Annotated in this window: 22 protein-coding genes; 5 read left to right on the top strand and 17 right to left on the bottom strand. The window is 64.8% G+C overall.

The window, feature by feature from the left end:
- Positions 1 to 2: 2 nt before the first annotated feature.
- From ACREBX_RS00810 to ACREBX_RS00800, 3 genes are read right to left on the bottom strand one after another with little or no spacing between them, the layout of a single operon-like run.
- The gene (locus tag ACREBX_RS00810; RefSeq protein ID WP_431559850.1) at positions 3 to 836 is read right to left on the bottom strand and encodes an FAD:protein FMN transferase; all 834 of its coding nucleotides are present in this window, start codon (positions 834 to 836) and stop codon (positions 3 to 5) included.
- 14 nt (positions 837 to 850) lie between these two features.
- Positions 851 to 2164 carry a Gfo/Idh/MocA family protein gene (locus ACREBX_RS00805; RefSeq protein WP_431559849.1) on the bottom strand — a complete coding sequence of 438 codons (1314 nt, stop codon included), beginning with the start codon at positions 2162 to 2164 and terminating at the stop codon, positions 851 to 853.
- 11 nt (positions 2165 to 2175) lie between these two features.
- Positions 2176 to 3579 (bottom strand): 3-keto-disaccharide hydrolase, encoded by a 1404-nt coding sequence (locus tag ACREBX_RS00800; protein ID WP_431559848.1) that lies wholly within the window; start codon positions 3577 to 3579, stop codon positions 2176 to 2178.
- Between the two features lie 498 nt (positions 3580 to 4077).
- Here ACREBX_RS00800 and ACREBX_RS00795 point away from each other — a divergent pair, with 498 nt between their 5' ends.
- On the top strand, positions 4078 to 4851 hold the full coding sequence (locus tag ACREBX_RS00795; protein WP_431559847.1) for a TSUP family transporter: 774 nt from the start codon (positions 4078 to 4080) through the stop codon (positions 4849 to 4851).
- On the opposite strand, the gene ACREBX_RS00790 is transcribed toward ACREBX_RS00795, so the two are convergent.
- Both ACREBX_RS00790 and ACREBX_RS00785 read right to left on the bottom strand, forming a co-directional pair.
- Positions 4848 to 5171 carry an EF-hand domain-containing protein gene (locus ACREBX_RS00790; RefSeq protein ID WP_431559846.1) on the bottom strand — a complete coding sequence of 108 codons (324 nt, stop codon included), beginning with the start codon at positions 5169 to 5171 and terminating at the stop codon, positions 4848 to 4850. The two genes, ACREBX_RS00795 and ACREBX_RS00790, sit on opposite strands and share 4 nt — an antisense overlap.
- Before the next feature lie 98 nt (positions 5172 to 5269).
- Positions 5270 to 6247, bottom strand: coding sequence for an NADPH:quinone oxidoreductase family protein (locus ACREBX_RS00785; RefSeq protein WP_431559845.1), 978 nt, complete (start codon positions 6245 to 6247; stop codon positions 5270 to 5272).
- Positions 6248 to 6318: 71 nt separating this feature from the next.
- Between ACREBX_RS00785 and ACREBX_RS00780 the strand changes: the two genes are divergently transcribed.
- Both ACREBX_RS00780 and ACREBX_RS00775 read left to right on the top strand, forming a co-directional pair.
- Complete coding sequence (locus ACREBX_RS00780) at positions 6319 to 6897, top strand: glycoside hydrolase family 108 protein (RefSeq protein WP_431559844.1); 579 nt, start codon at positions 6319 to 6321, stop codon at positions 6895 to 6897.
- A gap of 55 nt (positions 6898 to 6952) precedes the next feature.
- Positions 6953 to 7366, top strand: a complete 414-nt coding sequence (locus tag ACREBX_RS00775; RefSeq protein ID WP_431559843.1) for a holin family protein — start codon at positions 6953 to 6955, stop codon at positions 7364 to 7366.
- Between the two features lie 114 nt (positions 7367 to 7480).
- Here ACREBX_RS00775 and ACREBX_RS00770 read toward each other — a convergent pair whose 3' ends face one another.
- From ACREBX_RS00770 to dapA, 12 genes are all read right to left on the bottom strand, one after another.
- Entirely contained in the window at positions 7481 to 7969 is a 489-nt protein-coding gene (locus tag ACREBX_RS00770) for an SRPBCC domain-containing protein (protein WP_431559842.1), read from the bottom strand.
- Positions 7966 to 10623 (bottom strand): alanine--tRNA ligase, encoded by a 2658-nt coding sequence (gene alaS, locus ACREBX_RS00765; RefSeq protein WP_431559841.1) that lies wholly within the window; start codon positions 10621 to 10623, stop codon positions 7966 to 7968. The genes ACREBX_RS00770 and alaS overlap by 4 nt, the downstream gene beginning before the upstream one ends.
- Positions 10624 to 10695: 72 nt before the next feature.
- Positions 10696 to 11295, bottom strand: a complete 600-nt coding sequence (locus tag ACREBX_RS00760; protein ID WP_431559840.1) for a hypothetical protein — start codon at positions 11293 to 11295, stop codon at positions 10696 to 10698.
- Entirely contained in the window at positions 11285 to 11911 is a 627-nt protein-coding gene (locus tag ACREBX_RS00755) for a glutathione S-transferase family protein (RefSeq protein WP_431559839.1), read from the bottom strand. Before ACREBX_RS00755 ends, ACREBX_RS00760 begins: the two co-directional genes overlap by 11 nt.
- 9 nt (positions 11912 to 11920) lie before the next feature.
- Positions 11921 to 12793: an agmatinase gene (gene speB, locus ACREBX_RS00750; RefSeq protein ID WP_431559838.1), complete on the bottom strand. Its 873-nt coding sequence runs from the start codon at positions 12791 to 12793 to the stop codon at positions 11921 to 11923.
- A 215-nt stretch (positions 12794 to 13008) separates the two neighbouring features.
- Positions 13009 to 14088 (bottom strand): recombinase RecA, encoded by a 1080-nt coding sequence (gene recA, locus ACREBX_RS00745; protein WP_431559837.1) that lies wholly within the window; start codon positions 14086 to 14088, stop codon positions 13009 to 13011.
- A gap of 121 nt (positions 14089 to 14209) precedes the next feature.
- Entirely contained in the window at positions 14210 to 14563 is a 354-nt protein-coding gene (locus ACREBX_RS00740; protein ID WP_431559836.1) for a response regulator, read from the bottom strand.
- Positions 14553 to 16937, bottom strand: a complete 2385-nt coding sequence (locus tag ACREBX_RS00735; protein WP_431559859.1) for a response regulator — start codon at positions 16935 to 16937, stop codon at positions 14553 to 14555. The genes ACREBX_RS00740 and ACREBX_RS00735 overlap by 11 nt, the downstream gene beginning before the upstream one ends.
- 356 nt (positions 16938 to 17293) lie before the next feature.
- A complete protein-coding gene (locus ACREBX_RS00730; RefSeq protein WP_431559835.1) occupies positions 17294 to 19351 on the bottom strand; it encodes a M13 family metallopeptidase in 2058 nt (685 codons plus the stop codon).
- Positions 19352 to 19447: 96 nt separating this feature from the next.
- Positions 19448 to 20026: a DUF2062 domain-containing protein gene (locus ACREBX_RS00725; RefSeq protein ID WP_431559834.1), complete on the bottom strand. Its 579-nt coding sequence runs from the start codon at positions 20024 to 20026 to the stop codon at positions 19448 to 19450.
- Positions 20027 to 20073: 47 nt separating this feature from the next.
- Positions 20074 to 20559 carry an SsrA-binding protein SmpB gene (gene smpB, locus ACREBX_RS00720; RefSeq protein ID WP_088442006.1) on the bottom strand — a complete coding sequence of 162 codons (486 nt, stop codon included), beginning with the start codon at positions 20557 to 20559 and terminating at the stop codon, positions 20074 to 20076.
- Between the two features lie 8 nt (positions 20560 to 20567).
- Positions 20568 to 21443, bottom strand: coding sequence for a 4-hydroxy-tetrahydrodipicolinate synthase (gene dapA / locus ACREBX_RS00715; protein WP_431559833.1), 876 nt, complete (start codon positions 21441 to 21443; stop codon positions 20568 to 20570).
- 100 nt (positions 21444 to 21543) lie between these two features.
- Here dapA and ACREBX_RS00710 point away from each other — a divergent pair, with 100 nt between their 5' ends.
- Together ACREBX_RS00710 and greB are read left to right on the top strand one after the other, a co-directional pair.
- Positions 21544 to 23586 (top strand): transglycosylase SLT domain-containing protein, encoded by a 2043-nt coding sequence (locus ACREBX_RS00710; protein ID WP_431559832.1) that lies wholly within the window; start codon positions 21544 to 21546, stop codon positions 23584 to 23586.
- Between the two features lie 6 nt (positions 23587 to 23592).
- The gene (gene greB, locus ACREBX_RS00705) at positions 23593 to 24081 is read left to right on the top strand and encodes a transcription elongation factor GreB (RefSeq protein WP_431559831.1); all 489 of its coding nucleotides are present in this window, start codon (positions 23593 to 23595) and stop codon (positions 24079 to 24081) included.
- Positions 24082 to 24290: the final 209 nt, after the last annotated feature.

The raw sequence follows: 24290 nt of genomic DNA, 5'->3' as shown, positions 1-24290 counted from the left end.
AGTCATCCTGGCTGGTTAATCGGGATCGCCGCTCCACGAGGGAAATCGAATAGAAACCGGCGCGTCCGGTCGCCGTTCAGCAAGCGCTCCGCCTGATCTTCATCGGCGACGAGCAAAGCGGTGCTCATCGCCTCGGCATGCGCGCCAAGCCGGTCGACGGCAACCGAGTGGCGCGGCGCAGACACGATGGTGGCATCGGTTGGGCGTATCATCGCGGCACGTTCCGGTGCGTTCGTGCCCGCACCGACGGTCGACGAGATCGATACCGATTCGTCGAGGAGTTCGAGTTCGACCAGAATCTCGTGGGGCCGCAGCGGGTGGGAAATCGCAAACGGCCAGCCGCCGCCAAGCGGGTGTGCGCCGACGACTGCAATCGAACTTTCCCCGGCCGACAGGCACGCCGATACGACACCCTTCTCGCGCAAGACGGCGCAGGCACGATCGAGCGCGAAGCCCTTGCCGAAACCGCCGAAATCGAGCGCGACAGGCTGCGATATCTCGATCCGCGCGGCGCCGCGATCAAATGCGATGGCGCTCCATCCCGCCGACCCGAACCGGCGATCGGCCGCGGGATCGAACAGCCCGAGCGTCAAGGCATGCATTTCCTCGATCGCGACCAGCGCATCGAACAAGAGCGCATCGTCGATGTCAGCCCCCTGCCCCGCCATCAGGCGTTCGTTGAGCGCGGTCGTTGCCGACGGGCGATGGATCGTCAACGCATCGTCGACCGTCTCGATTGCGTGCTGCGCCGCTGTCAACGCGTCGTCCTCACCCGCACCGAACCGATGCAGTTCGATGCGCGTGCCCATCGAAGCAAAGCGCACAACGTCGGCCATGATCGCCCCAGGGGTCAGCCCTTGACCTCCCAGCCCGGCTCATAGTCGACCGACCACAGCTTCATGGCATCGGCATTGGTCGGTTTGCCGGTCGCCGGATCGATTGTCAGCGTGCCGCTCGTGCGATAGGCAATATTGCCGAGGTGACAGAGCGCGGTGCTGATATGCCCTTCGGCAATCGGCGATGCGAGCGTGCCGGCACGGCCGCGAATGACGTCGACCAGATTGCCGGCATGAAGAACGTCGAGCGCACCCTCACCGACCGTTCCGGTGGTTTCCGAACTCGCAGGCGCCGTCACCTCCCGCGTCAGCTTGCCTTCCAGATCGTACAGCTCGAACCCGTTGCGATCGACGATGGCCGACCCTTTTGTGCCAAGCAGCAACACACCGCGGCCACGCCCAAAGGTCTTGATGCCATTGCAGCTTTGCCCGTTCCAGCGGATCGCGCGGCCATCGTCGTAGATCAGGTCCAGCGCGAGCGAATCATACATTTCCCAATCGTCGCCGCGGTGGAAATGCCGTCCGCCCTGCGTCGATACGCTGGTCGGATAGGTCAGGCCCATCGCCCAGCGTGCAATGTCGAGCTCGTGCATCGCATTGTTGCAAATCTCGCCCGTCCCGTATTTCCAGAACCAGTGCCAGTTATAATGCACCAGGTTCGACCGGTACGGCCCGCGCGGGCGCGGTCCCTGCCACAAATCCCAGTTCAGATTGGCCGGCGGCGCGATTTCCTGCCCCTTGCCGATCGACCCGCGATTATTCGCATACCATGTCTGGGCTTCATAGACGTCGCCAAGTTCGCCTGCCCGCACCATGTCGACAAGCTGCCGTGTCTCCACGCTCGATCGTTGCTGGTTGCCCACCTGCAACTGACGCCCGGTGCGGCGCTGTGCCGCGATCAGCGCTTCGCCCTCAGCGGGGGCGATACCGATCGGCTTTTCCAGATAGACGTGGCGCCCAGCATTCATCGAATCGATCGCGAGCTTTGCGTGCCAATGATCGGGCGTCGCGATGCTGACGATGTCGACCTCCTTGCTGTCGAGCAGCCGGCGATAGTCACCCACGATCTTGGGGGCAGGATGGCCTTTGGCGGCAAATTCGGCCGCGCGCTTTGCAAGGATCTCCGAATCCACATCGACGAAATGTGTGACGGCTACGTTTGGCAGCTTCGAGAAAGCGCTCATATGCGCCTGCCCGCGGCCGTTCACACCAACCACCGCCACACGCAGGCGATCGTTCGCACCCTTGATCTGCGCATAGCTGCGCGCGCTCATCGTGGCGCCCAGCGTTGCTGCCGCGCCCTTCAACATCGTACGGCGGTCAAGCATGTCCTATCCCCTTAGAATTCGCGCAGCTTGATCGACCGGAAGTCGACCTTGTCGCCATGATCCTGGAGCAGGATCGGTCCCTGCTCCCACTCGCCGAATTTCGGCCATTTCGCATATTTGCTGAGCGCGACGAGATCACGGAAGGCTGGCGATCCGCGTTCATATTCGACGACCTTGAACCCGTTCAGCCAATGCTCGACATGCTTGCCGCGCACGACGATGACCGCCCGATTCCATTCGCCCGGAGCGTTGACGCGCTTGCCCGGACTATCCGGATCGGAGAGGTTGCGCGCGGTGATCAGATCATAGAGCGAGCCGATCGTCCGGTTGCCATCGCGGCCCATCTTTGCATCGGGATGGCGCTCATCGTCGAGCAATTGATATTCCAGGCCGATCGCCGACCCGTCGCCCTTCAACAAATTGGGATCGACGAAATATTTGATCCCGCTGTTGGCGCCCGGCGTCAGCCGGAAATCGACCGACAGCTCGAAGCTCTTGTAATCGCGGGTGGTGATGATGTCGCCGCCATTGGTCGCTTCGGCGCCGCCCGATTTTTCGACCGACAAGACGCCGTCGGCGATCGACCAGCCCTTCTTCGGGAAAACAGACCCCTTGGCGCTCCGCCAGCCCTGCGTCGTCTTGCCATCCCAGAGCAACTTCCAGCCAGCGCCGCGCTCGGCCTCGGTCAGGCGATTGGCCAGCCATCCTTGCTGCTCGACCTTGGTCGCCGGTGACGCGAAGCGGGCGGGCGCGTCGGTGATGATCCGCACGTTGCGGAAACGCGCCTCGGGCTTCTGCGCCGCGACAGCATCGGGAACGGCGTGCACCTGGAAAGCGATGAAGCCCCGCGCGTCCATATCGTCGACAACGTCGGCGGCAGGGACGCCATTGATCCAGGTGCGCAGGCGCGTACCGATCGCTTCGACACGATAGTGATTCCAGTCGCCCGAGCGGAATGCCTGCCGCGCCGCATCGTTGCGGCCGAGTGTATAGAGCCATTGACGGCGTTGCTCGTCATAGATGCCGGCGCTCCAGCGCCGCGACGAGGGATCGATCTCCATCTGGTAACCGTGAACCACACCATTCCGATAATCGGGCCGGCTCTGGCCGCGGATCATCACGCCCGAATTCAGCGTCGGATCGGTCTTGGCGTCGAATTCGAGGATGAAGTCGCCGTAAAGCGCGTCGGACACCAGCCAGCTGTTCGCCGAATTCGGCACGGCGCTGCCAATGACCTCACCATCGACAACGCTATAGGGCGCCTGCCCCCCGGCGCTGTGCCAGCCGGCGAGTCCGGCGCGCGGCGTTACATCCTGCCACGGAGCCTGCTGCTGGTCCTGCGCAGCCGAAACGGGCGTCAGCGCTATCAGCGGCGCAGTAGCCAAAGCGAGAAATGCGATCCTTCGAAACATCATGGCTCCTCCCAATTTTCTATTGCGAGGGCATCCCGAACACGCTTCATTTCCTGACGCGTCATGCTCTCGCATTATATCGCCGCTAGCGTGAACACGCGAACACAGCCTATGCCGGTCAAGCATTAATATGTGGTCAGGCCACTTGCAATAGATATGTCAGACCGATTGTGCTTCGGGGATGGCGAGATCAAGTGTTCGACACTGGCGTGGCAACGGCGCCGCGCTCGCCATGCGCCTGCACCTGCAGGAAAGCGCGCCACCCGGCCATAGACGAATGATGTCGGAGCGGCCTGCCGGCCCTTTGTGCAAGCCATGACGATGACGGCAAGCGGACCGGGGCAGCCAAGATCGACGGTTGGAAGCAAATAGCCTGTGGCAATCGACGCGACCTCCATTTCACTAAGGAACAATGGGATCTGGCTAGCCGTCGCATAAGCATTGCTATGCATCGCGCCGTGATACTGGGCAAGGCGGGCGATCGCACCTAGGAGCGCCCCCATGGAATTCGCGCCCGAAATCTTCGCCTTTCTGATCGGCGTCGCCTTTCTCGCCGGGACGGTCGACGCGATGGCGGGCGGCGGCGGCCTCCTCACCATTCCCGCGTTGATGGCGGCGGGAGTCCCGCCCGTCGCCGCGCTCGCGACGAACAAGCTGCAAAGCACCATCGGCACGTCCTCGGCGTTCCTGACCTTCTGGCGCGAGGGGCATGTCGATCTTCGCCGTTTCGCATGGGCCGCGGCCGGCGCCTTTGCCGGCTCGATGTTCGGCGCGACCGCGGTCCAATATGTCCGCTCCGATTTCCTCGCGGCACTCGTCCCGCTGCTGCTTATCGCGATGGGCTTCTATTTCCTGCTCGCGCCGCCGATGAGCAGCGTCGATCGCCACGCGCGCGTCGGCCCACTCGGACTCACCCTCATCATTACGGCGCTCGGCTTCTACGACGGCTTCTTCGGCCCGGGCACGGGCTCGTTCCTGACGCTGACGCTCGTCGCGCTCGGCGGGCTCGGCCTCGTTCGCGCGATCGGCAATACGAAGTTCCTCAACCTCGCGACCAATGTCGCCGGCCTGCTCGCGATGATCGTCGGCGGCCATGTCCTCTGGCTGCTCGGTCTGTCGATGGCGGCCGCCAATGTCGCGGGCAACCAGCTCGGCGCGCGGCTCGCGATCCGCTTTGGAGGGCGCGGGGTGCGGCCGCTGCTTGTGGTCATGTCCTTCACCCTGACCGCGAAGCTGCTCACCGACCCCGCCAACCCGCTGTGGAGCCTTTTTTAGGGCTGGTCTTCCGACGGCGGCGGCGGCTCCGCACGCGCCTTTTGTCTTGCTTCCAGTTCCGCCTTGTCGATCACGCCATCGCTGTTCGCATCGATAAACTTGATGAAGGCATCGACTTTTTCCGGCGAGGCCATCGTCGGATCGCCTTGCCGCTGGGCGCGCATTTCGGCCATCTTGGTAATCTCGGCCTTGTCCAGCTTGCCGTCGCTATTGGCGTCGATCATCGCAAACATGCGGCCGCCATCCTGCGGCGGCTGGGCGGCGCACACTGCGGGAACCGCCAGCCCGAAGGTTGCGGCGATCATCGTCCATTTCTTCATATCATGTCCTTTGGTCTTGTTCGGCGTTGTCGCCGGGACGCCCCGCCGCGGACATGGCAGCTTGCGTATCGCAAAACCATGGCAGCGGCTTCGGCTCGTCACGGTTTCAGCACGACCTTGCCCACCACCTCGCGCCGCTCGAGCATCGCAAAGCCTTCACGCCAGTCGGCGAGGTCGAGCGACGCATGGACGTGCGGCCGGATTTTCCCCGACGCCGCCAGCGCATCGATCGCCGCGACATTCTCTGCGCCGCGTTCGGGAAAGCGCCGCCCATATTCGCCCGCGCGCACCCCGACGACCGAGAAGCCCTTGATCAGCGGCATGTTCACCGACACCTCGGGGATGCGACCCGACGCGAAGCCGATGACAAGCAGGCGCCCCCCGAACGCGATACAGCGCGTCGACTCGTCGAATATATCGCCGCCGACGGGATCGAAAATCACATCGGCGCCCTTACCGCCCGTCAGCGCCTTCACCTTCTCGCGAAATCCCGGCGCGGCGGAAATCACGGCATCGGGCGCGTAGAGGCGCGCGATCGCCTCGCGCTTTTCCTTACTGCTCGCCGCCGCGATCACGCGCGCACCGAGCGCCTTTGCCAGATCGACCGTCGCCAGACCGACGCCGCCCGCGGCGCCATGCGCCAGCACCCACTCTCCCGGCTCGACCCGTGCGCAGCGGACCAGTGCGACATAGGCGGTCAGATAGGCGACGGGATAAGCAGCCGCCTCGTCCCAGCTCAATCGCTCGGGTTTCCGGCGCAGGTTTGTCGCCGGAACGACAGTATACTCAGCCATCGCGCCGAACCGATTGCCGCCGATCACCGCGTCGCCCGGCGCCCAGCCGTCCACGCCCTCGCCCACCGCATCGACCTCGCCCGCGAATTCCAGCCCCGACACGAACGGCAGGTCGGGTTTCAACTGATAGCCGCCGCCGGTCATCAAGAGGTCGGGGAAATTCACCGCCGCCGCGCGCACCCGCACACGAACTTCGCCGGGTCCGGGCACGGGTGAAGGCAAATCCGCGAGCGCCGCCCCCGCATGATCGGACAGCAATTCGCGTACCTGCAAAGCCCGCATGGCGAAAATCCTTTCCTACAATATTCCTATATGGTTCGTTTTTCCTGTTCAACAAACCACAGGAGCGAATCATGCCACGACCCGATCCATCTACCTGCGCCGCCGACGCGTTGATCGATGCCGTCATCGACCGCGAAGGGCGATATGTAAACCACCCCGCCGACCGCGGCGGCCCGACCTGCTGGGGAATCACCGAGGCGGTCGCGCGGGCGCAAGGCTATGCGGGCGCGATGCGCGATCTGCCGCGCAGCGAGGCCGCCTCGATCTATCGCCGCCTCTATTGGTTGCGCCCCGGCTTCGACAAGGTCGCGCTGCACGCATCCAGAATTGCCGCCGAACTCTTCGACACCGGCGTCAACATGGGAACCGGCAGCGCGGCGGGTTTCCTCCAGCGCGCGCTCAACGCGCTCAATCGCGCGGCGCGTGACTATCCCGACATCGCGGTCGATCGCGACGTCGGGCCGCGCACGCTGTCGGCGCTCGACGGCTTCCTGAAAGCGCGCGGCAAGGGCGGCGAAACAATCCTCCTCCGCGCGATGGAGGCGCTGCAGGGCGAACGCTACATCGCGCTCGCCGAACGCCGCCCTAGCCAGGAGGCATTTCTCTACGGCTGGCTCGCCAATCGCATCGGGAATGACGCAAGTCACTGATTGCAAGCGCATCTAGGTGACAAGTTTGACAACTTCCGACCAAAAGGAAACGACCATGAGCATCATCGAAGGTCTGATCGGCCCCATCGCCAAGCTGATCGACAAGATCATCCCCGACCCCGAAGCGCGCGACCGCGCCAAGCTCGAACTGCTCAAAATGGAGGGCAGCCAGGAAATGGAGGCGATCCGCACCCGAATGACCGCGATCGTCGCCGAGGCGAACAGCGCCGACCCCTGGACCAGCCGCGCGCGGCCGAGCTTTCTCTATGTCATGTATGCGCTGCTGCTCTGGGCGATCCCGATGGGCCTGATCGCAGCGGTGCGCCCCGAAATGGCAAAGGGCATCGCCGACGGCATGAACGCCTATCTCGCCGGCATCCCGGAGTCGCTCTATGCGCTCTTCGGGACGGGGTATCTGGGTTACACGGCCGCAAGGGCGTGGGGGAAAGCTAAGGGCGTGGAGGGCTGAGCAATCCTCGCAAATAAGGTCCGGCGTTCCCCTGCGAAGGCAGGGGCCCATCTCCGATCAGCGCAAGGTAGAGCCAGCAGGAGATGTGTCCCCGCCTTCGCGGGGACACAAATCTCAAGCCGATGCCGAGCCTTCCACCACACCCGCCAAATTCACCAGCGACGAATTCAGCCCCTCGATATGGTCCTTCGCCGAAATCCCCGGCGGCACATGATGCGCGTCGATCGTCACCAAAGTCCCCCCACTCTGCCGCGACAGATGCCAATGCATCGCCATCGTCCCCGAAAAGCGCGGATCGTCGGAGACGAACTCGACCTCCCAGACGATCAGCCGCCCGTCGTCGAGCGTCGGGATATAAACCTCGACGACATCGCTGTCGTCGTCGCTTTTGGTCTCGACATCGGCGTCATCGAACGTGAGCCGCATCAGAAAGCCGCCGCCTGCGCTCAAGTCGACATGCTCGAACGTTCCCGTCGCCCCCTCGGGCGGCAACCATCGCGCGAGCTTCGCTTCGCTGGTGAAAGCCGAAAAGACGTCGACCAGCGGCGCCGCGATCATCCGTTCGGCATGATCGGTGCGCCGCGTCTTCTTGGTCGGTTTCAAACGAGCGCGGCTTTGACCGCGGCGACGGCGTCGTTCGCTGCGCTGCCGTCGGGGCCGCCGCCCTGCGCCATATCGGGCCGCCCGCCGCCGCCCTGCCCGCCAAGCGCCGCGACCGCGGCCTTGACCAGGTCGACCGCGCTATGCTTGGAAACGGCGTCATCGGTGACACCCACCGCAACCGAAGCCCGTCCGTCGTTAACCGCGACGAGCATCGCGACGCCGCTGCCGACCTGCTTCTTCAGCCCATCGACCGTGCCCCGCAGATCCTTCGGATCGAGCCCGTCGACGACTTGCGCAAGGAATGCCGTATCGCCGACCTGCTCGACCGCCGGCCCTGCGGCCGTACCGCCACCGCCGCCCCCAGCACCGCCAAGCGCGAGCGCCTTCTTGGCATCGGCCAGCTCGCGTTCGGCCTTCTTCAGCGCCTCGGCGAGCTGCGCGACGCGTGCCGGCACATCGTCGGGCGAGGTTTTGAGCGCCGCCGCCGCCGCCTTCAGCATCTCGTCGCGCCCGTTCAGCCACAGCCGCGCCGCATCGCCGGTCAGCGCCTCGATGCGCCGCACGCCCGAAGACACCGCAGATTCGCTGATGATCTTGAACAAGGCGATATCGCCGAGCGCCCGCACATGCGTACCGCCGCAAAGTTCGACCGAATAGCTATGATCGTCCGCCGCCCCCATGCTCAGCACGCGCACCTCGTCGCCATATTTCTCGCCGAACAGCGCCAGCGCACCCGCCGCGACCGCGTCGTCGGGGGTCATCAACCGCGTCGTTACCGCCTCGTTGCCGCGGATCTGCGCATTCACATCGGCTTCGACGTCGGCGATCTCCTCTGGCGTCAGCGCCTTGGGGTGCGAAAAGTCGAAACGGAAGCGGTCCTCGGCAACCAGGCTGCCCTTTTGCGTGACATGCCCACCCAGCCGGTTGCGCAGCGCCGCATGCACAAGATGCGTCGCGCTGTGATTGGCGCGAATGCGGTCGCGCCGTGCGGCATCGACGGTCAGCTGGACCGTATCACCAACCTTGAGGCTGCCCGCTTCCAGCTTTGCCTGATGCGCGTGCAGCCGTCCGAGCGGCTTGCTCGTGTCGCTGACCGACGCCTTGGCGCCTTCCAGCGTCGCAATCGTGCCGGCGTCGCCCATCTGGCCGCCGCTCTCGCCGTAAAAGGGCGTCTGGTTGGTCAAAACGACCAGCTCGTCGCCGGCCTTGGCTTGATCAACGGGCACGCCGTCCTTGACCAGCGCGATAACCTGTCCCTCGCCCGCGGTCGCGCCATAGCCGGTGAATTCGGTGCTGCCATTGGCTTCGGCCAGGTCGAACCAGATTTCCTCCGACGCCTTCTGCCCGCTGCCCTTCCACGCCGCGCGCGCCGCGGCCTTCTGCTGCGCCATCGCCGCGTCGAAACCCGCGCGGTCGACCGCGATGTCCTGCGTGCGCAGCGCGTCCTCGGTCAGATCATAGGGGAAGCCGAAGGTGTCGTAGAGCTTGAACGCGACATCGCCGGGCAGCGTCGCACCCGCGCTCATGCCGACTGTGGCCTCGTCGAGCAGCCGCAATCCCTTGTCGAGCGTCTGGCGGAACTTGGTTTCCTCGCGCTCCAGCGTCTCGGCGATCAGTGGCTGCGCGCGGATCAGCTCGGGATAGGCGGCGCCCATCTCGGCGGTCAACGACGGCAGCAGCCGGTACATCAGCGGATCCTTGGCGCCGAGCAGATGCGCATGGCGCATCGCGCGGCGCATGATCCGGCGCAACACATAACCGCGGCCCTCGGCCGACGGCAGCACCCCGTCGGCGATCAGGAAGCTCGAAGCGCGGAGGTGGTCGGCGATCACACGGTGGCTCGCTTGCGTCGCGCCCTCGGCGGGAACGCCGGTCAGGTCGACCGACGCGGCGATCAGTGCCTTGAAGGTGTCGGTGTCGTAATTGTCGTGAACGCCCTGCAATACCGCGGCGACGCGTTCCAGCCCCATGCCGGTGTCGATGCTCGGTCGCGGCAGGTCCACGCGGTCGCCGGGGCCGCGCTGGTCATATTGCATGAACACCAGGTTCCAGATTTCGACGAAGCGGTCTCCGTCTTCCTCGGGCGATCCCGGCGGGCCGCCCGAGATATGGTCGCCATGGTCATAGAAGATTTCGCTGCACGGCCCGCACGGCCCCGTGTCGCCCATCGACCAGAAATTGTCGCTCGTCGCGATGCGGATGATCCGCTCTTCGGGCAGGCCCGCGATCTTCTTCCACAGGTCGAACGCCTCGTCGTCGGTGTGAAAGACGGTGACGGTCAGCTTCTCGGGCGCAAGGCCCCATGTCTTGGTGATCAGCGACCAGGCATGGTGGATCGCCTGTTCCTTGAAATAGTCGCCAAAGGAGAAATTCCCCAGCATTTCAAAGAAGGTATGGTGGCGGGCGGTGAAGCCGACATTGTCGAGATCGTTGTGCTTGCCGCCCGCGCGCACGCACTTCTGCGACGACGCCGCGGTGCTGTATGGGCGCTTCTCGAGCCCGGTGAAGACATTCTTGAACGGCACCATCCCGGCGTTGACGAACATCAACGTCGGATCGTTGTACGGCACCAGCGGCGCCGACGGTTCGATATGGTGGCCGGTCCCCGCGAAATAGTCGAGGAACGAGCGGCGAATGTCATTGGTCGATGTCATGCGCGCGAATTAGGGATTTTGCGGCGATGCGACAAGCCGGTTCGTGTCGATGACGATCATCGGGGCCATCGATCAGAAGTTGGTCGCGATCCCTTTGCCCAGATAGCAGGGCAACTCGCGCAGCACGTCGGCCTTGGGAACGCCGTCTTCGATCAGGTTCGCAGGCACCTCGGACGTGTCGGTCCGCACCACCATCCATCCCGCACCGGGCGCCGCGCGGTGGACGACGACATAGCCGCAATCCATCCTCTTGTCCGGGCGATCGCCGCGGAAATCGAACGCCGCGTAGACCCCCGGGGGCTGACCCGCGGGGTCGAGATACCAGCTGAGGCGCAAGATACGGATCGTGCCATCGGCCCACAACCCGGCGCGCTTGCGCTGATTCATTTCCCATTCCAGCCGCGGGTTCGACGCCTGAAACGACAGGCGCAGCATCGCATAGGCGCTCGCATAGTCGCGTTTCGCCAGCGCCATCGTATAGGCGGCGAGCCGATCGATCGCGCCTTCCTCGTCGGTCGGGGTGGGCGCGAAGGTCACGCCCTCGGGCGCGACAACTTCGCGCTCGACTTCGGGCGCGACGGTCGGCGGCGCCGCAAACGCGGTGGAAATGCCGGAAACCAGGGCCGCCGCCGTAATCAGGACGCGGCGGCAAGCCCGGCGATCAATAGCCATAATAGGCGCCGCCCTTTTCGCGCGCGCGCTGCCAGGCCGGGCGGACGTGGCATGCGTTCACGAAGTTCGCGAGCTTCGGATAGCGCGGCGCCATGCCCTGCATGATCGCGATTTCGGCGGGAAAGCTCAGCATGATATCGGCGGCCGACAGGCTGTCGCCGATAAAATGACCATTCTCCCCGACGCGGCTTTCCATATAGGCAAAATGCGAATCGAGCTGCTGCGAAATGCGCGGCTCGATCGGCGCCGCGGCTTCGCCAAGGCGCGCGGTGTAGATGCGCAGCAGGATCGGCGTCATCGCCGACCCTTCGGCGAAATGCAGCCATTCGAGGTGGCTGATATGATCGTCGCTGCCGCGCTCGGGGACCAGATAGCCGCCGCCGTGGCGCTCGCACAGATATTCGGTGATCGCACCCGATTCGGTGACAACACGGCCATTGTCCTCGATCACCGGCGATTTGCCGAGTGGGTGGACCGCGATCAGCTCGGGCGGCGCGAGGTTCGTCACCGGATCGCGGTCGTAAAATTTGATCTCGTACGGCGCGCCGATTTCCTCGATCAGCCACAATATGCGCTGCGAACGGCTGTTGTTCAGATGATGGACGATCAGGCTCATGACGCTCTCCTATCGGGCAGTTTGCGGGATTCCGTTGCGGTCGATCAGCGCAGCGAGCTCGCGAACGAGCTTGGCGCCGAGGATCGCGGTGACATCGCCGACATCGCGGCCGGGATGAAGCTCGACGATGTCCGCACCCACGATCGGCGCCGTCTGCTTGTGTAATAGGGCAAGCATCTCGCGCACCGTCAGCCCGCCGGGCTCGGGATGGGCGACGCCCGGTGCCGCCGACGGGTCGAGCCCGTCGAGGTCGATCGAGATATAGAGCGGCCCATCGAGCACCGGCACCGCGTCGGCGGTGAAATCGGCCATCGGAATAATCTCGACACCGAAGCGCGCGGCCTGCTCGCGGCAATGGCTGTTCAGCGTGCGGATGCCGACCTGCACCAACCGCTTGGCATGGCCTGCCTCGCAGATGCGGGCGAAGGGCGAGGCGTGGCTGCGCGGGTTGCCCGCGAAATCGTCGTAGAGGTCGGGGTGCGCGTCGAAGTGGAGGATGTTGACCGGCCCGAAGCAGGTTGCCGCGGCTTCGACGAGCGGGAAGGTCACTGCATGGTCGCCGCCGAGTGCAAGCGGAACTTCGCCATCCTCGCGCACAATTGCCAGATAGCGGCGAATTGCCGCGTCGTCGCTCGGTGTGTCTTCGGTCAGCGGCAGGTCGCCGTCGTCGGTGAGCACTATGTCGGTGCCGATTTCGGGACCGAGCTCGCTCGCCATATTGCCGCGATCGCTCCACAGGGCGGCGCGGATCGCGGCAGGGCCGGCGGCGGCACCGCGTTCGAAGCTGCTGTTGATGTCGGTGGGAAGACCGAAGAGACGGATCGCGGGCATCCGCTGCTTGTAGCCGCTGGTAAAGGCCGCGCAAGGATCAACGGCTGGCACAAATGCCCGGTCCGCCCGCCGAAACTTGTCAAACTTGTCACCTGGCCGACAGGAAAAACAGGAAGCACCTTGTGCCGCTGGGCAAGCGATCAACGGCGGGCGGGCCTACCTGCAGGGGAGAGGGAATGCAGGTGCCCCAACAGAGGCAAGGAGGGGGCTGGAGGCCCGCCGCCGTTAGCCGACCGATCCGCCGAAGCGAACCGGCCGGATGGCTATCAATTGCCGTCGTCGCCCTCGTCGTCGGGGCCGGCCATCATTTCTTCGGCCACCGCCTCGGTCCGGCCGCGGATCGCGGTTTCGAGCCGATCCATCAGTTCGGGGTTTTCCTTGAGGAAGGTTTTCGAATTTTCGCGGCCCTGCCCGATGCGGATCGAATCATAGCTGAACCAGGCGCCCGATTTCTCGACGATGCCGGCCTTGACGCCCAGATCGAGAATTTCGCCGATCTTTGAAATGCCCTGCCCGTACATGATGTCGAATTCGACCTGCTTGAACGGCGGCGCGACCTTGTTCTTCACGACCTTCACGCGGGTGGTGTTGCCGACGATCTCGTCGCCATTCTTGATCTGGCCGGTGCGGCGGATGTCGAGGCGGACCGACGCGTAGAATTTGAGCGCGTTACCGCCGGTCGTGGTTTCGGGGTTGCCGTACATCACGCCGATTTTCATGCGCAGCTGGTTGATGAAGATCACCATGCAGCGCGAGCGGCTGATCGAGCCGGTGAGCTTGCGCAGCGACTGCGACATCAAACGAGCTTGAAGCCCGACATGGCTGTCGCCCATTTCGCCTTCGATTTCGGCGCGCGGGACGAGCGCCGCGACCGAGTCGACGACGAGCACGTCGATCGCGTTCGACCGCACGAGCGTATCGACGATTTCGAGCGCCTGTTCGCCGGTGTCGGGCTGCGACACGATGAGTTCGTCGATGTTGACGCCGAGCTTGCGGGCATAGACGGGATCGAGCGCATGTTCGGCGTCGACGAAGGCGACCGTGCCGCCGCCCTTCTGCGCCTCGGCGAGAACGTGGAGCGCGAGCGTGGTCTTGCCCGAGCTTTCGGGGCCGTAGATTTCGATGACGCGGCCGCGCGGCAGGCCGCCGACGCCGAGCGCAATGTCGAGGCCGAGCGAGCCGGTCGAGATCGACTCGACCTGCATGGTCTCTTTCGAGCCCAATTTCATCACCGAGCCCTTGCCGAACGCGCGATCGATCTGCGCGAGCGCGGCGTCGAGCGCCTTCTGCCTGTCCGTGTTGTTCACTGATTTCCCCGATTCGACGAGTGACAATTGTCCGGCCATGACCGTCCCTTTCCAGCTCTAGAGCGACAGCAGAAGCATCGCAACGCCGGAACTATGTGCCACATTTGTTCTCATGGAACAAGCGGGGAACAAAATAAAACTCACATGAAAGAAAAGCGCTTTATTCCAACGAAAAATCGCCCAGTGCCGCCTCGATATCGCTGATCCTGAAAGGCTTGGTGATCAGCTTGCGATGCGCGTGCGCGTGCGGAATGACGTCGCCCCCGCCCGAAGTGAAGGCGAAGGGAATACCGCGTTCGGCGAGCGCGTCGGCGACCGGCCAGCCTTTTTCCTCGCCGAGGTTTATATCGACGAGCGCCCCGGCGAGCGGCTCGGCCGCGATGAGCGCCAGCGCCTCTTCGTTGCTCGTCGCCTGCGCGGGTTCGGGCAGGTCGAGCGCGTCGAACATATCGGCCAGCATCATGCCGATCAGCACATCGTCCTCGACGAGCAGGATGCGGTGATCACTGGCCATTGGACACCCGATGCGCAGCCTCGTCGAGCGCCGCCGACGTCGCCTCGGCGAGCTGTGCGACCGAGAAGGGTTTGGGGAGGAAGGCAACATCGTCGATGTCGATCGACTGGCGGAGCTGCTCCTCGGCATAGCCCGACATGAACAGGACCGGCAGGTCGGGCCGCTTGGCGCGCATCGCACGCACCATCGCCGGACCGTCCATCGTCGGCATCACAACGTCGCTGATGATCAAATCGACCTTCTCCATCTGGGCAAAACGTTCGAGCCCCTCCTCACCCTGCGAGGCGGTGACGACGCTATAACCCGCACGGGTCAATGCGCGTTCCGCGACCGCACGCACCATATCCTCATCCTCGACGAGCAGGATCGTCCCGGTGCCCCATTGGCTCTTCTTGGGCTTGGCGGGTGGCGGCACCACGACGGGGGCATCGCCCTCGGCGCGGTGGACGGGCAGATAGATAAAGAAACTTGTCCCCTGCCCTGGTTTGCTGTCGGCGAAGATGAAACCCGCCGATTGCTTGATGATCCCGTAGACGGTCGAGAGCCCGAGCCCGGTGCCTTTGCCGACATCCTTCGTCGTGAAGAAGGGTTCGAAAATCTTGGGCAGCACATCGGCCGGAATTCCGGTGCCGGTGTCGCTGACTTTCAGCGCGCAATAATCGGCGGGGGGCATGAACTCGTTGCCCATCTGCCGGACGTCGGCGGCCGACACCGGATAAGTTTCCATGGTCAGCGTCCCGCCGCCCGGCATCGCGTCGCGCGCATTGACCGCGAGATTGATGATCACCTGTTCGAGCTGCCCCGGATCGGCACGCACGGCTCCAAGGCCGCGGCCATGATGCACCGCCAGCTGCACCGTCTCGCCGATCAGACGCTTCAAGAGGTGTGACACCTCCGAAATCACGTCGGGCAACTGCAGTATTTGCGGGCGGAGCGTCTGCTGCCGCGAGAAGGCCAGCAATTGCCGCGTCAGGCTGGCGGCGCGGTTGGCGTTGCTGCGAATCTGCTGGATGTCGTCATAGTCGCTGTCACCGGGCGTATGGCGCATCAGCATCAGGTCGCAGGCGCCGAGAACGGCGGTCAGGATATTGTTGAAGTCGTGCGCGACGCCGCCGGCAAGCTGGCCGACCGCCTGCATCTTCGATGCCTGCGCCACCTGCCGCTTGAGGCGTGATTCCTCGCTCGAATCCTTCAGGCTCAGCAACACCGCCGCCTCGCCCAGCCCGCGCACGCCGACGATCCGCATCGACACGGGATCGCCGCTTTGCCCCGCAAGCCGGATCGACAGATCGCCGCCGACCTGCTGGCCGCTGCTGTGGCGGCGGATCATGTCGGCGAGCGCGCCCTTGTCTTCGCCGACGACAATGTCGCCCGGATAACGCGGCATCTTGCCTTCGGGAAGGCTGGCCGCCCGCACGAAGGCACGATTCATGTAGAGGAAGCGCCCGTCGCGATCGACCATGCCGAGGCCAAAGGGAAGCAATGAGAGCAATGTTTCGACGTAGGTCTGCGCGGTGCCGCGGTCGGTGGGGCCCATTTCCTCGTCGAGCAGCGCGAGCAGCATCGGCGTGTTGCTGTCGGCGGGCGCGAGCGGAATCTGGATCAGGCGGACCGGCGTCGCGCGGTCGCCCTCGCGCGCGAAATAGAGTGCGCCAGCGTCGTCGAGCCGGATCATCGGCGCGACATCGCGGCCCGCATAATGGACCGCGTCGTCCTCGCCCAGCGCGCGAAGCAGGAACGCCCGGTTCGCGACGCGGAGGCGCCCTTCGGCACTGACGAGCGCGGCCATCACCCCCGCATGACCGAGCGTGCGGCCTGCGGGACCGTCGAGATGGCGAATGATTTCCGAAACGAGATCGAGCCGCTCGAGCGCCGAGAAACGCCAGACGAGATAATCTTCCGACTGCCCGGTGCGTGTCACCTGCGCGCGCAGTTGCAGCGGGCCGATCGCTATATCGTCGACGGCCCCTTCGCCGTCGCGCCAGGCGATGCGGCCGGCATTTTTCAGCAGTTCGGCGCCGCGCCCTTCGAGCGGCAGGCCCGGCGGCGTGACGAAGCCGCCCATCCAGGTGCCGAACAGATCATTCGCGCAGACCATCCGGCCACCGCGATCGGTAACCGCAATCGCGACATCGTCGTGATTCACCGCCTGACGCAGCATCGTCCAGTCGGGCGCAATCGTCTCGCCCGTCACCGCCGCCGGGAACAGCCGCCGCGCGAGGAGCACCCCGCCCGCGGCAACCGCAAGCCCGGCGAGGAAGCCGACCGCCAATATCGCATCGCGCGTCGCCCAGAACAGCAGCGCGGCGGACAGCAGGGCCAGCCCGGCAAGCACCGCCTTGTCGACCTGCGACAGGCCCGCCGGAGCCGACAAAGGCCCGGCGGGACCCGCCCCCCTGATGAAATCACCATCAGCGGAGGGCAGGCTTTGCACAGTCAAAGATGGACTTTCCAGTTAAGGGTCAGAACCCGATATTGACGCGGTCGAGGCGTCGAAATGGCGAAGATACCGGCTTCGCGTGGCCGCCGCGGATGGTGATTCCATCTGCAAGGCCGCGCGGGGACGAGATCGAAGCCATTTCGACGTCCCTGCGGGATTTGACCCATTTTGTCCATGGCGTCGTCGGCAAGGCTTGGAATATGTCTATATGCCTTCGCCTTGCCTCCTAGCCCCGAACAAAATCGCTTCAAACCTCGACCGCGTCAATATCGGGTTCTGACCCTAACGCATCACCAGATGCGGACGCGGTCTTTCGGCTCGAGATAAAGCTTCTGACCCTGCTTGATCTGATATGCCTTATACCAAGGGTCAAGATTGCGCGAGACCCAAGTCCGCTGGATCGACGGCGAATGCGGATCGGTCGTGATCCGCTGCGACAGATTCTGCTCGCGATAGTTGCGGCGCCACACCTGTGCCCAGCCGAGGAAGAAACGCTGGTCTCCGGTCAGCCCGTCGATCACCGGCGCTTCCTTGCCGCCGAGCGACTTTTTATAGGCGTCATAGGCGATCGTCAGGCCGGCGAGATCGCCGATATTCTCGCCGAGCGTGAAGGTGCCGTCGAGCTTTTCGCCGGGAAGAACTTCATAGGCGTCATATTGCGCGATCAGCGCCTTGCCCGCGGCCTCGAACGCGGCGACGTCGGCCGGGGTCCACCAGTCGGCGAGCTTGCCGGTCTCGTCATATTTTGCGCCCTGATCGTCGAAATGATGGCTGACCTCGTGGCCAATGACGGCACCGATGCCGCCATAGTTGACCGCCGCGTCGGCATGCGGATCGAAGAAGGGCGGCTGAAGGATCGCGGCGGGGAAGACGATCTCGTTCATCCCGAAATTGGCGTAGGCGTTGACCTCCATCGGGGTCATCCCCCACTCCCAGCGGCGGATCGGCTGGCCGAGGCGGCTGACATTGTCGTCGTGCGCGAACTGGTTGGCGCGCAGCTGGTTGCCGAACAGGTCGTCAGCGCGGATTTCGAGTTTGCTGTAATCCTTCCAGCGATCGGGATAACCGATCTTGGTCGTGAAATTGGCAAGCTTCTTCTTCGCCTTCACCTTCGTCCCGGGCTGCATCCACGTCAGGCCGCCGATGCGCGTGTCGAGCGTGGCGAGCACATTCTTGACGAGGACATCCATCGCGGCCTTGGTTTCGGGCGGGAAATATTTCGCGACATAATCCTTGCCGACGGCCTCACCCATATTGTTGGTGGTGAAGTCGACAGCGCGCTTCCAGCGCTCCTGCATCTGCGGCGTGCCCGACAATGCGGTGCCATAGAAAGAGAAGGCTTCCTGCGCGACCGCGTCGGGCAGCGCGCCCGAGAAGCCGTCGAGGCTGCGGACGATCAGCGCGTCGCGGATCACCCCGATCGGCGCGTCGGCGAGCAGCTTGGCCTCGCCGGTAAAGGCGCTTGGCTGCGACACGAGAAGCGAATCTTCCTTGACCCCGAGGCCGCGGATGAAGGTCGCCCAGTCGAAACCGGGCGCCGCCGCGGCGAGTTCGGCAATCGTCATCTTGTTATAGACTTTGGTCGCGTCGCTGCTGTCGTTCTTGTCCCAATGGACCGTCGCGACCTGCTTTTCGAAGTCGTAGATCGCCTTGGCGCGCGCCGCGGCGTCCTTTTCGCCCGCGAGCGTCAGGACATTTTCAAGATGCCCCAGATACGCAGCCTGCAGCTTCGTGTTCCGCTCGCTTTCCTTCAGATAGAAGTCGCGGTCGGGCATGCCGATGCCGCCCTGGAACATCGTGTAGATATAAACGTCGGGGTTTTTGTCGTCCTGCCCGACATAGCCGCCGAAGAAATGCTGGATGCCGCTGCGATCGGCTTCGGAAAGCAGTTTCGCGAGGCCCGCCTTGTCGACGGCGCGGACCTTGGCGAGCCAGGGCTGGATCGGGGCGAGGCCCTTTGCCTCGACCGCCGGCGCATCGAGATAGGACGAATAGGCACGGCCGATCATGCTACTCGGGTCGCCCTTTGCGACGTCGAGGATTTCGCGCGTGCGCTTTTGCGACAGGTCGGCGAGCGCGGTGAACATGCCATAGTTCGACTTGTCGGCCGGGATCTGGGTGTTCTTCGCCCATGTGCCGTTGGCATAGGCATAGAAATCGTCGCCCGGCTGCGCGGTCTTGTCCATGCCGGTGAGATCGAAGCCGAAATCGCCGATTTCGGGCTTTGCGGTCGTTTCGGTGGCGGGCGCCGTGGCGGCCTTTTCCTTGGCGGTTGCCGGAACGGCGGCGAGCATCAGTGCGCCAAGCGCGGCGGTCGCCAACAGGCGCGAAGAAATATACAGAGCCATGATATTCCCCAGTTTTCAAGACGAAGCGAAAATCTGCGCCGCGCATGCCCGGCGCAGATTAGCGATGCGACAGCTATACGCCTGCTGTTTGGGGGTTCAACCGGCCGCGGTGTCGCTGGTCGATGCCTCATGTCGTTGGTCGCGCGCCCGCGCCAGTTTGCGCCGCCAGCGGAGGCGAATCCAATTGTCCCAGAAGATCGAGGCGAGGATGTAGCCGACGACGGCCGAAACGACCGATATGACGAGCAGCCCGGCGAGCATCGCGGGCGCGGCGTCGGAAAAGACCCAGCGCACCCACTCGCCCGCCGAGGCGCCATGCTCGATCATCGCCGAGAAGGTCGCGCTGTTGGCGTGCAGCCCGAACAGCCAGTCGCCGAGCCATACCGACGCGATGATGATGAACGGCGTCGTCACCGGATTGGAGAGGAAGGTCATCGCCGCGCCGATCGGGATATTGGCGCGCACGGGCAGCGCAAGCAGCGCGACGCCCAAAATCTGGACGCCGGGGATCAGGAAAAAGATGCCGACGAACAAGCCGAGCGCGGTGCCGCGCGGGACCGAGGTGCGGGTGAAGCGCCACAAATGGCTGTGCGCGACGCGGTGCGCAAACGGCTTGACGAAGCGGCTCGCGAGCAATTCCTCGCGCGTCGGCGAGTTGCGGCGGACCCAGTTCATCACTGCCGCCTTGTCTTTGCTTTTGGGGTCGCGAGGCTTGCCCGCGCTCATCCGCGTTCTTTCATCAAGCGCTGCTTGTCGCGCTTCCAGTCGCGTTCCTTGATCGACTCCCGCTTGTCGTGCGCCTTCTTGCCCTTGGCGAGCGCGAGTTCGACCTTGGCGCGGCCGCGGCTGTTGAAATAGACGCTGAGCGGCACCAGCGTCATGCCCTGGCGCGCGACGCCCGCATACATCTTGTTGATTTCGCGGCCACTCAGCAGCAATTTGCGCGGGCGCTTGGGTTCGTGATTGTGGCGGTTGCCGTGGCTGAATTCGGGGATGTTGCTGTTGATCAGCCACACCTCGTTGCCCTTCACCTCGGCATAGCTTTCGGCGATCGTGCCTTCGCCGAAGCGCAGCGATTTGACCTCGGTCCCCTGCAGCGCGATCCCGGCCTCGAACACCTGTTCGATGGCAAAGTCGAACCGCGCGCGCCGGTTCTCGGCGACGACTTTCTTCTTGTCGAATTCGGCGGCGGACTGGGGACGAGCCATTTCGGGACCTAGATTACTCCGGCCGCGGACAGCGCGGCATCGACGGCGGCGCGCGATGCATCGTTCGCCGGGATGATAGGTAGGCGCACTTCGGGCGAAAACCAGTCGTGGACGCGCGACAGCGCATATTTAACCGGACCCGGCGAGGTGTCGGAGAACATCGCCTTGTGCAGATCGAACAACCGGTCGTGCAGCGTCAGCGCGCGTGCCCAGTCGCCCGCAGTGCAGGCGGCGGCAAAATCGGCGCAGAGGCGCGGCGCGACATTGGCGGTGACCGAGACGCAGCCGACGCCGCCCATCACCGCGTGCGGCAGCCAGAGATCGTCGTTGCCGCTGAGCTGGCAGAAGTCTGCACCGGCGCCCGCGCGGTGGATCGTCACGCGCGCGAGGTCGCCGCTCGCGTCCTTGATCGCGACGACGCTCGGGATTTCGGCGAGCTTGCACATCGTCTCGGCGCTGATGTCGGCGACGGTGCGGCCGGGAACATTATAGACGACGATCGGCAGGTCGCTGGCGTCGGCCAGCGCCTTGAAATGCGCGATCATGCCGTCCTGGCTCGGGCGGTTGTAATAGGGCGCGACAACCAGCGCCGCCGCCGCGCCCGCGGCCTGTGCGTGGCGCATATGGCGGACCGCGGTCGCGGTGTCGTTCGACCCGCAACCCGCGATCACCGGCACGCGGCCCGCCGCTGCCTCGATGCAGGTGTCGATGACCTGATAATGTTCGTCGAAGCCGAGCGTCGGACTTTCGCCGGTCGTTCCGCACGGAACCAGCGCGCTGGTCCCTTCTTTGATCTGCCAATCGACAAGACGCGCGAAGGCCGGGGCATCGAACGCCCCATCGCGAAATGGCGTCACCAAAGCGGGAATCGAACCCGAAAACATGCTCCGCTCCTTTACAATACCCCGCTGTAACCGATAGAATCCGGCCAGCGCGCCGCTATTGGACGTCTATTCAGCGCCCCGCAAGGAGTTTGGCATTACTATGGCAGCTATGATCTCGCTGACCCGTATCTCCCGCCTCGCGCTCGCCGCGGCCCTCCTCATTCCGACTGCTGTCCCCATTGCTGCCCACGCCAGCGAGCTCACCCCCGAACAAATGGCGTGGTATCGCGCGCAGATGGGCTTGGCGGCGACATCCGGACCACCGCCGTCGACGAGTTCGGTCGGCGATGCGGTTATGGAATGGCGGCGACTGACCGCGAACACCGGCGCCTCGTTCGACCAGCTTTCGCGCTTCCTGATGGCGAACAAAGGCTGGCCCGATAACGACAAGATGCGCACCCGCGCCGAAAAATCGATCTCGCTCGACAGCTACGACCCCCAACGCACCCTCGCCTATTTCCAAACCTATCCGCCGCAGACCGCGAGCGGTCAGCTTCGCTATGCGCTCGCGCTCAACGCGTCAGGCCGCCGCGAGGACGCCGCTGCGGCGGTTCGCCGTGCGTGGACCAGCGGGCCGCTCGACGATTACGAGACCAGCCGCGCGCTCGCCATGTTCCCCGGCGCGATCACCCCCGCCGACCATGACGCGCGCATGGACCGGCTGCTCTGGCTCGGCGCCACCGCCGCCGCGAGCCGCCAGCTCGCCTATACCTCGTCCGACAAGCGCACTGTGTTCGCGGCGCGGCTCGCGATGCGCAACGCTTCGGTTGACGCGGCCTTCCAGGCATCGGCCGCCGAAAGCGCCAATCCGGCGCTGACCCGCACCGATGCGGGCTACATCACCGACAAGGCAACCTGGCTGCGCAAGGCGGGGCGCGTCGGCGAAGCGCGCGCGCTGCTCGCCGCACCGCGCGCGCTGTCGAAGGCACCGACCGATCCCGAGGAATGGCTCGAAACCCTGCTCACCAATGCGCGGCAGGCGAGCGACGGCGGCGACAAGTCGACCGCCTATAATATCGCGCGCCAGCTCGACGACGCGTTTCCTTCGGGGACGGTCATCCGCGAGACGTCGCTTAGCGTACGCGACGACTATACCTCGCTGGCCTGGCTCGCCGGGCAGCTCGCCTATCGCGACCTTCGCCGTCCCGCCGACGCCGTGCGCCTCTACCGGGCCTATGGCGAAGCCGCGCGCTCGGCACAGACGCGCACGAAGGGCTTTTACTGGGCCGGCCGCGCAGCGCTGGCGGCGGGCGACCGCTCGACAGCGAATGCGCATTTCACCGATGCCGCGCAGCATTATGACCAGTTTTACGGCCAGTTGGCGCTCGAGCGGCTGAACCGTCCGCAGCCCAAGCCGACCCCCGATCCGACCATTCAGGTCAGCAATGACGAGCGCCGCGAGTTCGAGGACGACCGGCTGGTGCGCGCTGCGCGCGCGCTGGGTGAAATCGGCGCGTGGCGCGAACAGTCGCTGTTCCTGCGCGCTCTCGCGCAAAAGGCGTCCTCGCCCGCCGACCATGTGCTCGCGGGCAAGCTCGCATCGCAGATCGGGCGCCCCGACCTTGGCGTGATGATCGGCCGCAGCGCACAGGCGAACAGCCTCGACGCCGTCGAGGTGTCGGGCTTCCCGACCGTGCGCGTCCCCGCTGGGCACGAAGGCAACTGGACTTTCATCCATGCGATCACACGGCAGGAAAGCCAGTTCGACCGGCAGGCGATCAGCTCCGCCAAGGCCCGCGGGATGATGCAGTTGATGCCCGCCACGGCCGCCGAGGTCGCGGGCAAATTGGGCCTCGGCTATGACGTCGGATTGCTGACCAGCGACACCAATTACAACATGACGCTCGGCTCGACCTATTTCCAACAGATGCTGCGCTATTTCGGCGGCAGTTATCCGCTGGCGGTCGCGGCGTACAACGCCGGTCCGGGCAATGTGAACAAATGGCTGCGCGCCAACGGTGACCCGCGCGGCGGCGGGATCGAAATGGTCGACTGGATCGAGGCGATCCCGATTTTCGAAACGCGCAACTATGTCCAGCGCGTGCTGGAAAATGCCGTCGTTTACGACACGCTGCGCGATGGCAGCGGATCGCGGCAGCAGGCCCCGCTGAGCTTCTACCTCGGCAAACGCACGCCCGGATAAGTCCGCATGGCGGGGGAGAAGACAAACATCATTTCGCCAGCGGGTTATGCCGCGCTGCGCTCCGAATATGACGTGCTGCTCGGCAACGAGCGGCCGAAGCTGGTCGAGGTGATCAGCTGGGCGGCGGGCAATGGCGACCGCAGCGAGAATGGCGATTATATCTATGGCCGCAAGCGGCTGCGCGAGATCGACCGGCGCCTCTCCTTCCTCGCGCGACGCATGAAAGCGGCACGCGTCGTCGATCCGGCCGAACAACCCGACAAGAACCGCATCTGGTTCGGCGCCACCGTCGAACTCGCCGACGACGGCGATGCGCGGCGCATTGTCACGCTGGTCGGCGATGACGAGGCCGAGGCGGGCGAAGGCCGGATCGGCTGGAACAGTCCCCTCGCCCGCGCGCTGCGCGGCGCGGCGATCGGCGACCTGCGCACCGTGCAACTTCCCGGCGGCGCGAAGGAGTGGGAGGTGATGACGGTCAGCTATCCCACAATCTGATTTTCCGTCCCATCCTCGCTCGTTCGCCAAAAGGTCGCTCAACGACGAATGACCGGACACGACCGAGTAGTTGCCGTAAAGGTCCTCCCCGCTTGCGGGGAGGGGGACCGCCGAAGGTGGTGGAGGGGGTTGGCGGCCTGAAGCGACGTTGCGGGCGGGCGCCAGCCCCCTCCGTCAGCGCTTCGCGCTGTCACCTCCCCACAAGTGGG

It is taken from the genome of Sphingopyxis sp., assembly GCF_050725655.1.
Taxonomy (GTDB): Bacteria; Pseudomonadota; Alphaproteobacteria; order Sphingomonadales; family Sphingomonadaceae; genus Sphingopyxis.
The sequence above is the reverse complement of the archived record's forward strand: the minus strand, read 5'-3'. Positions and strand labels throughout refer to the sequence as shown.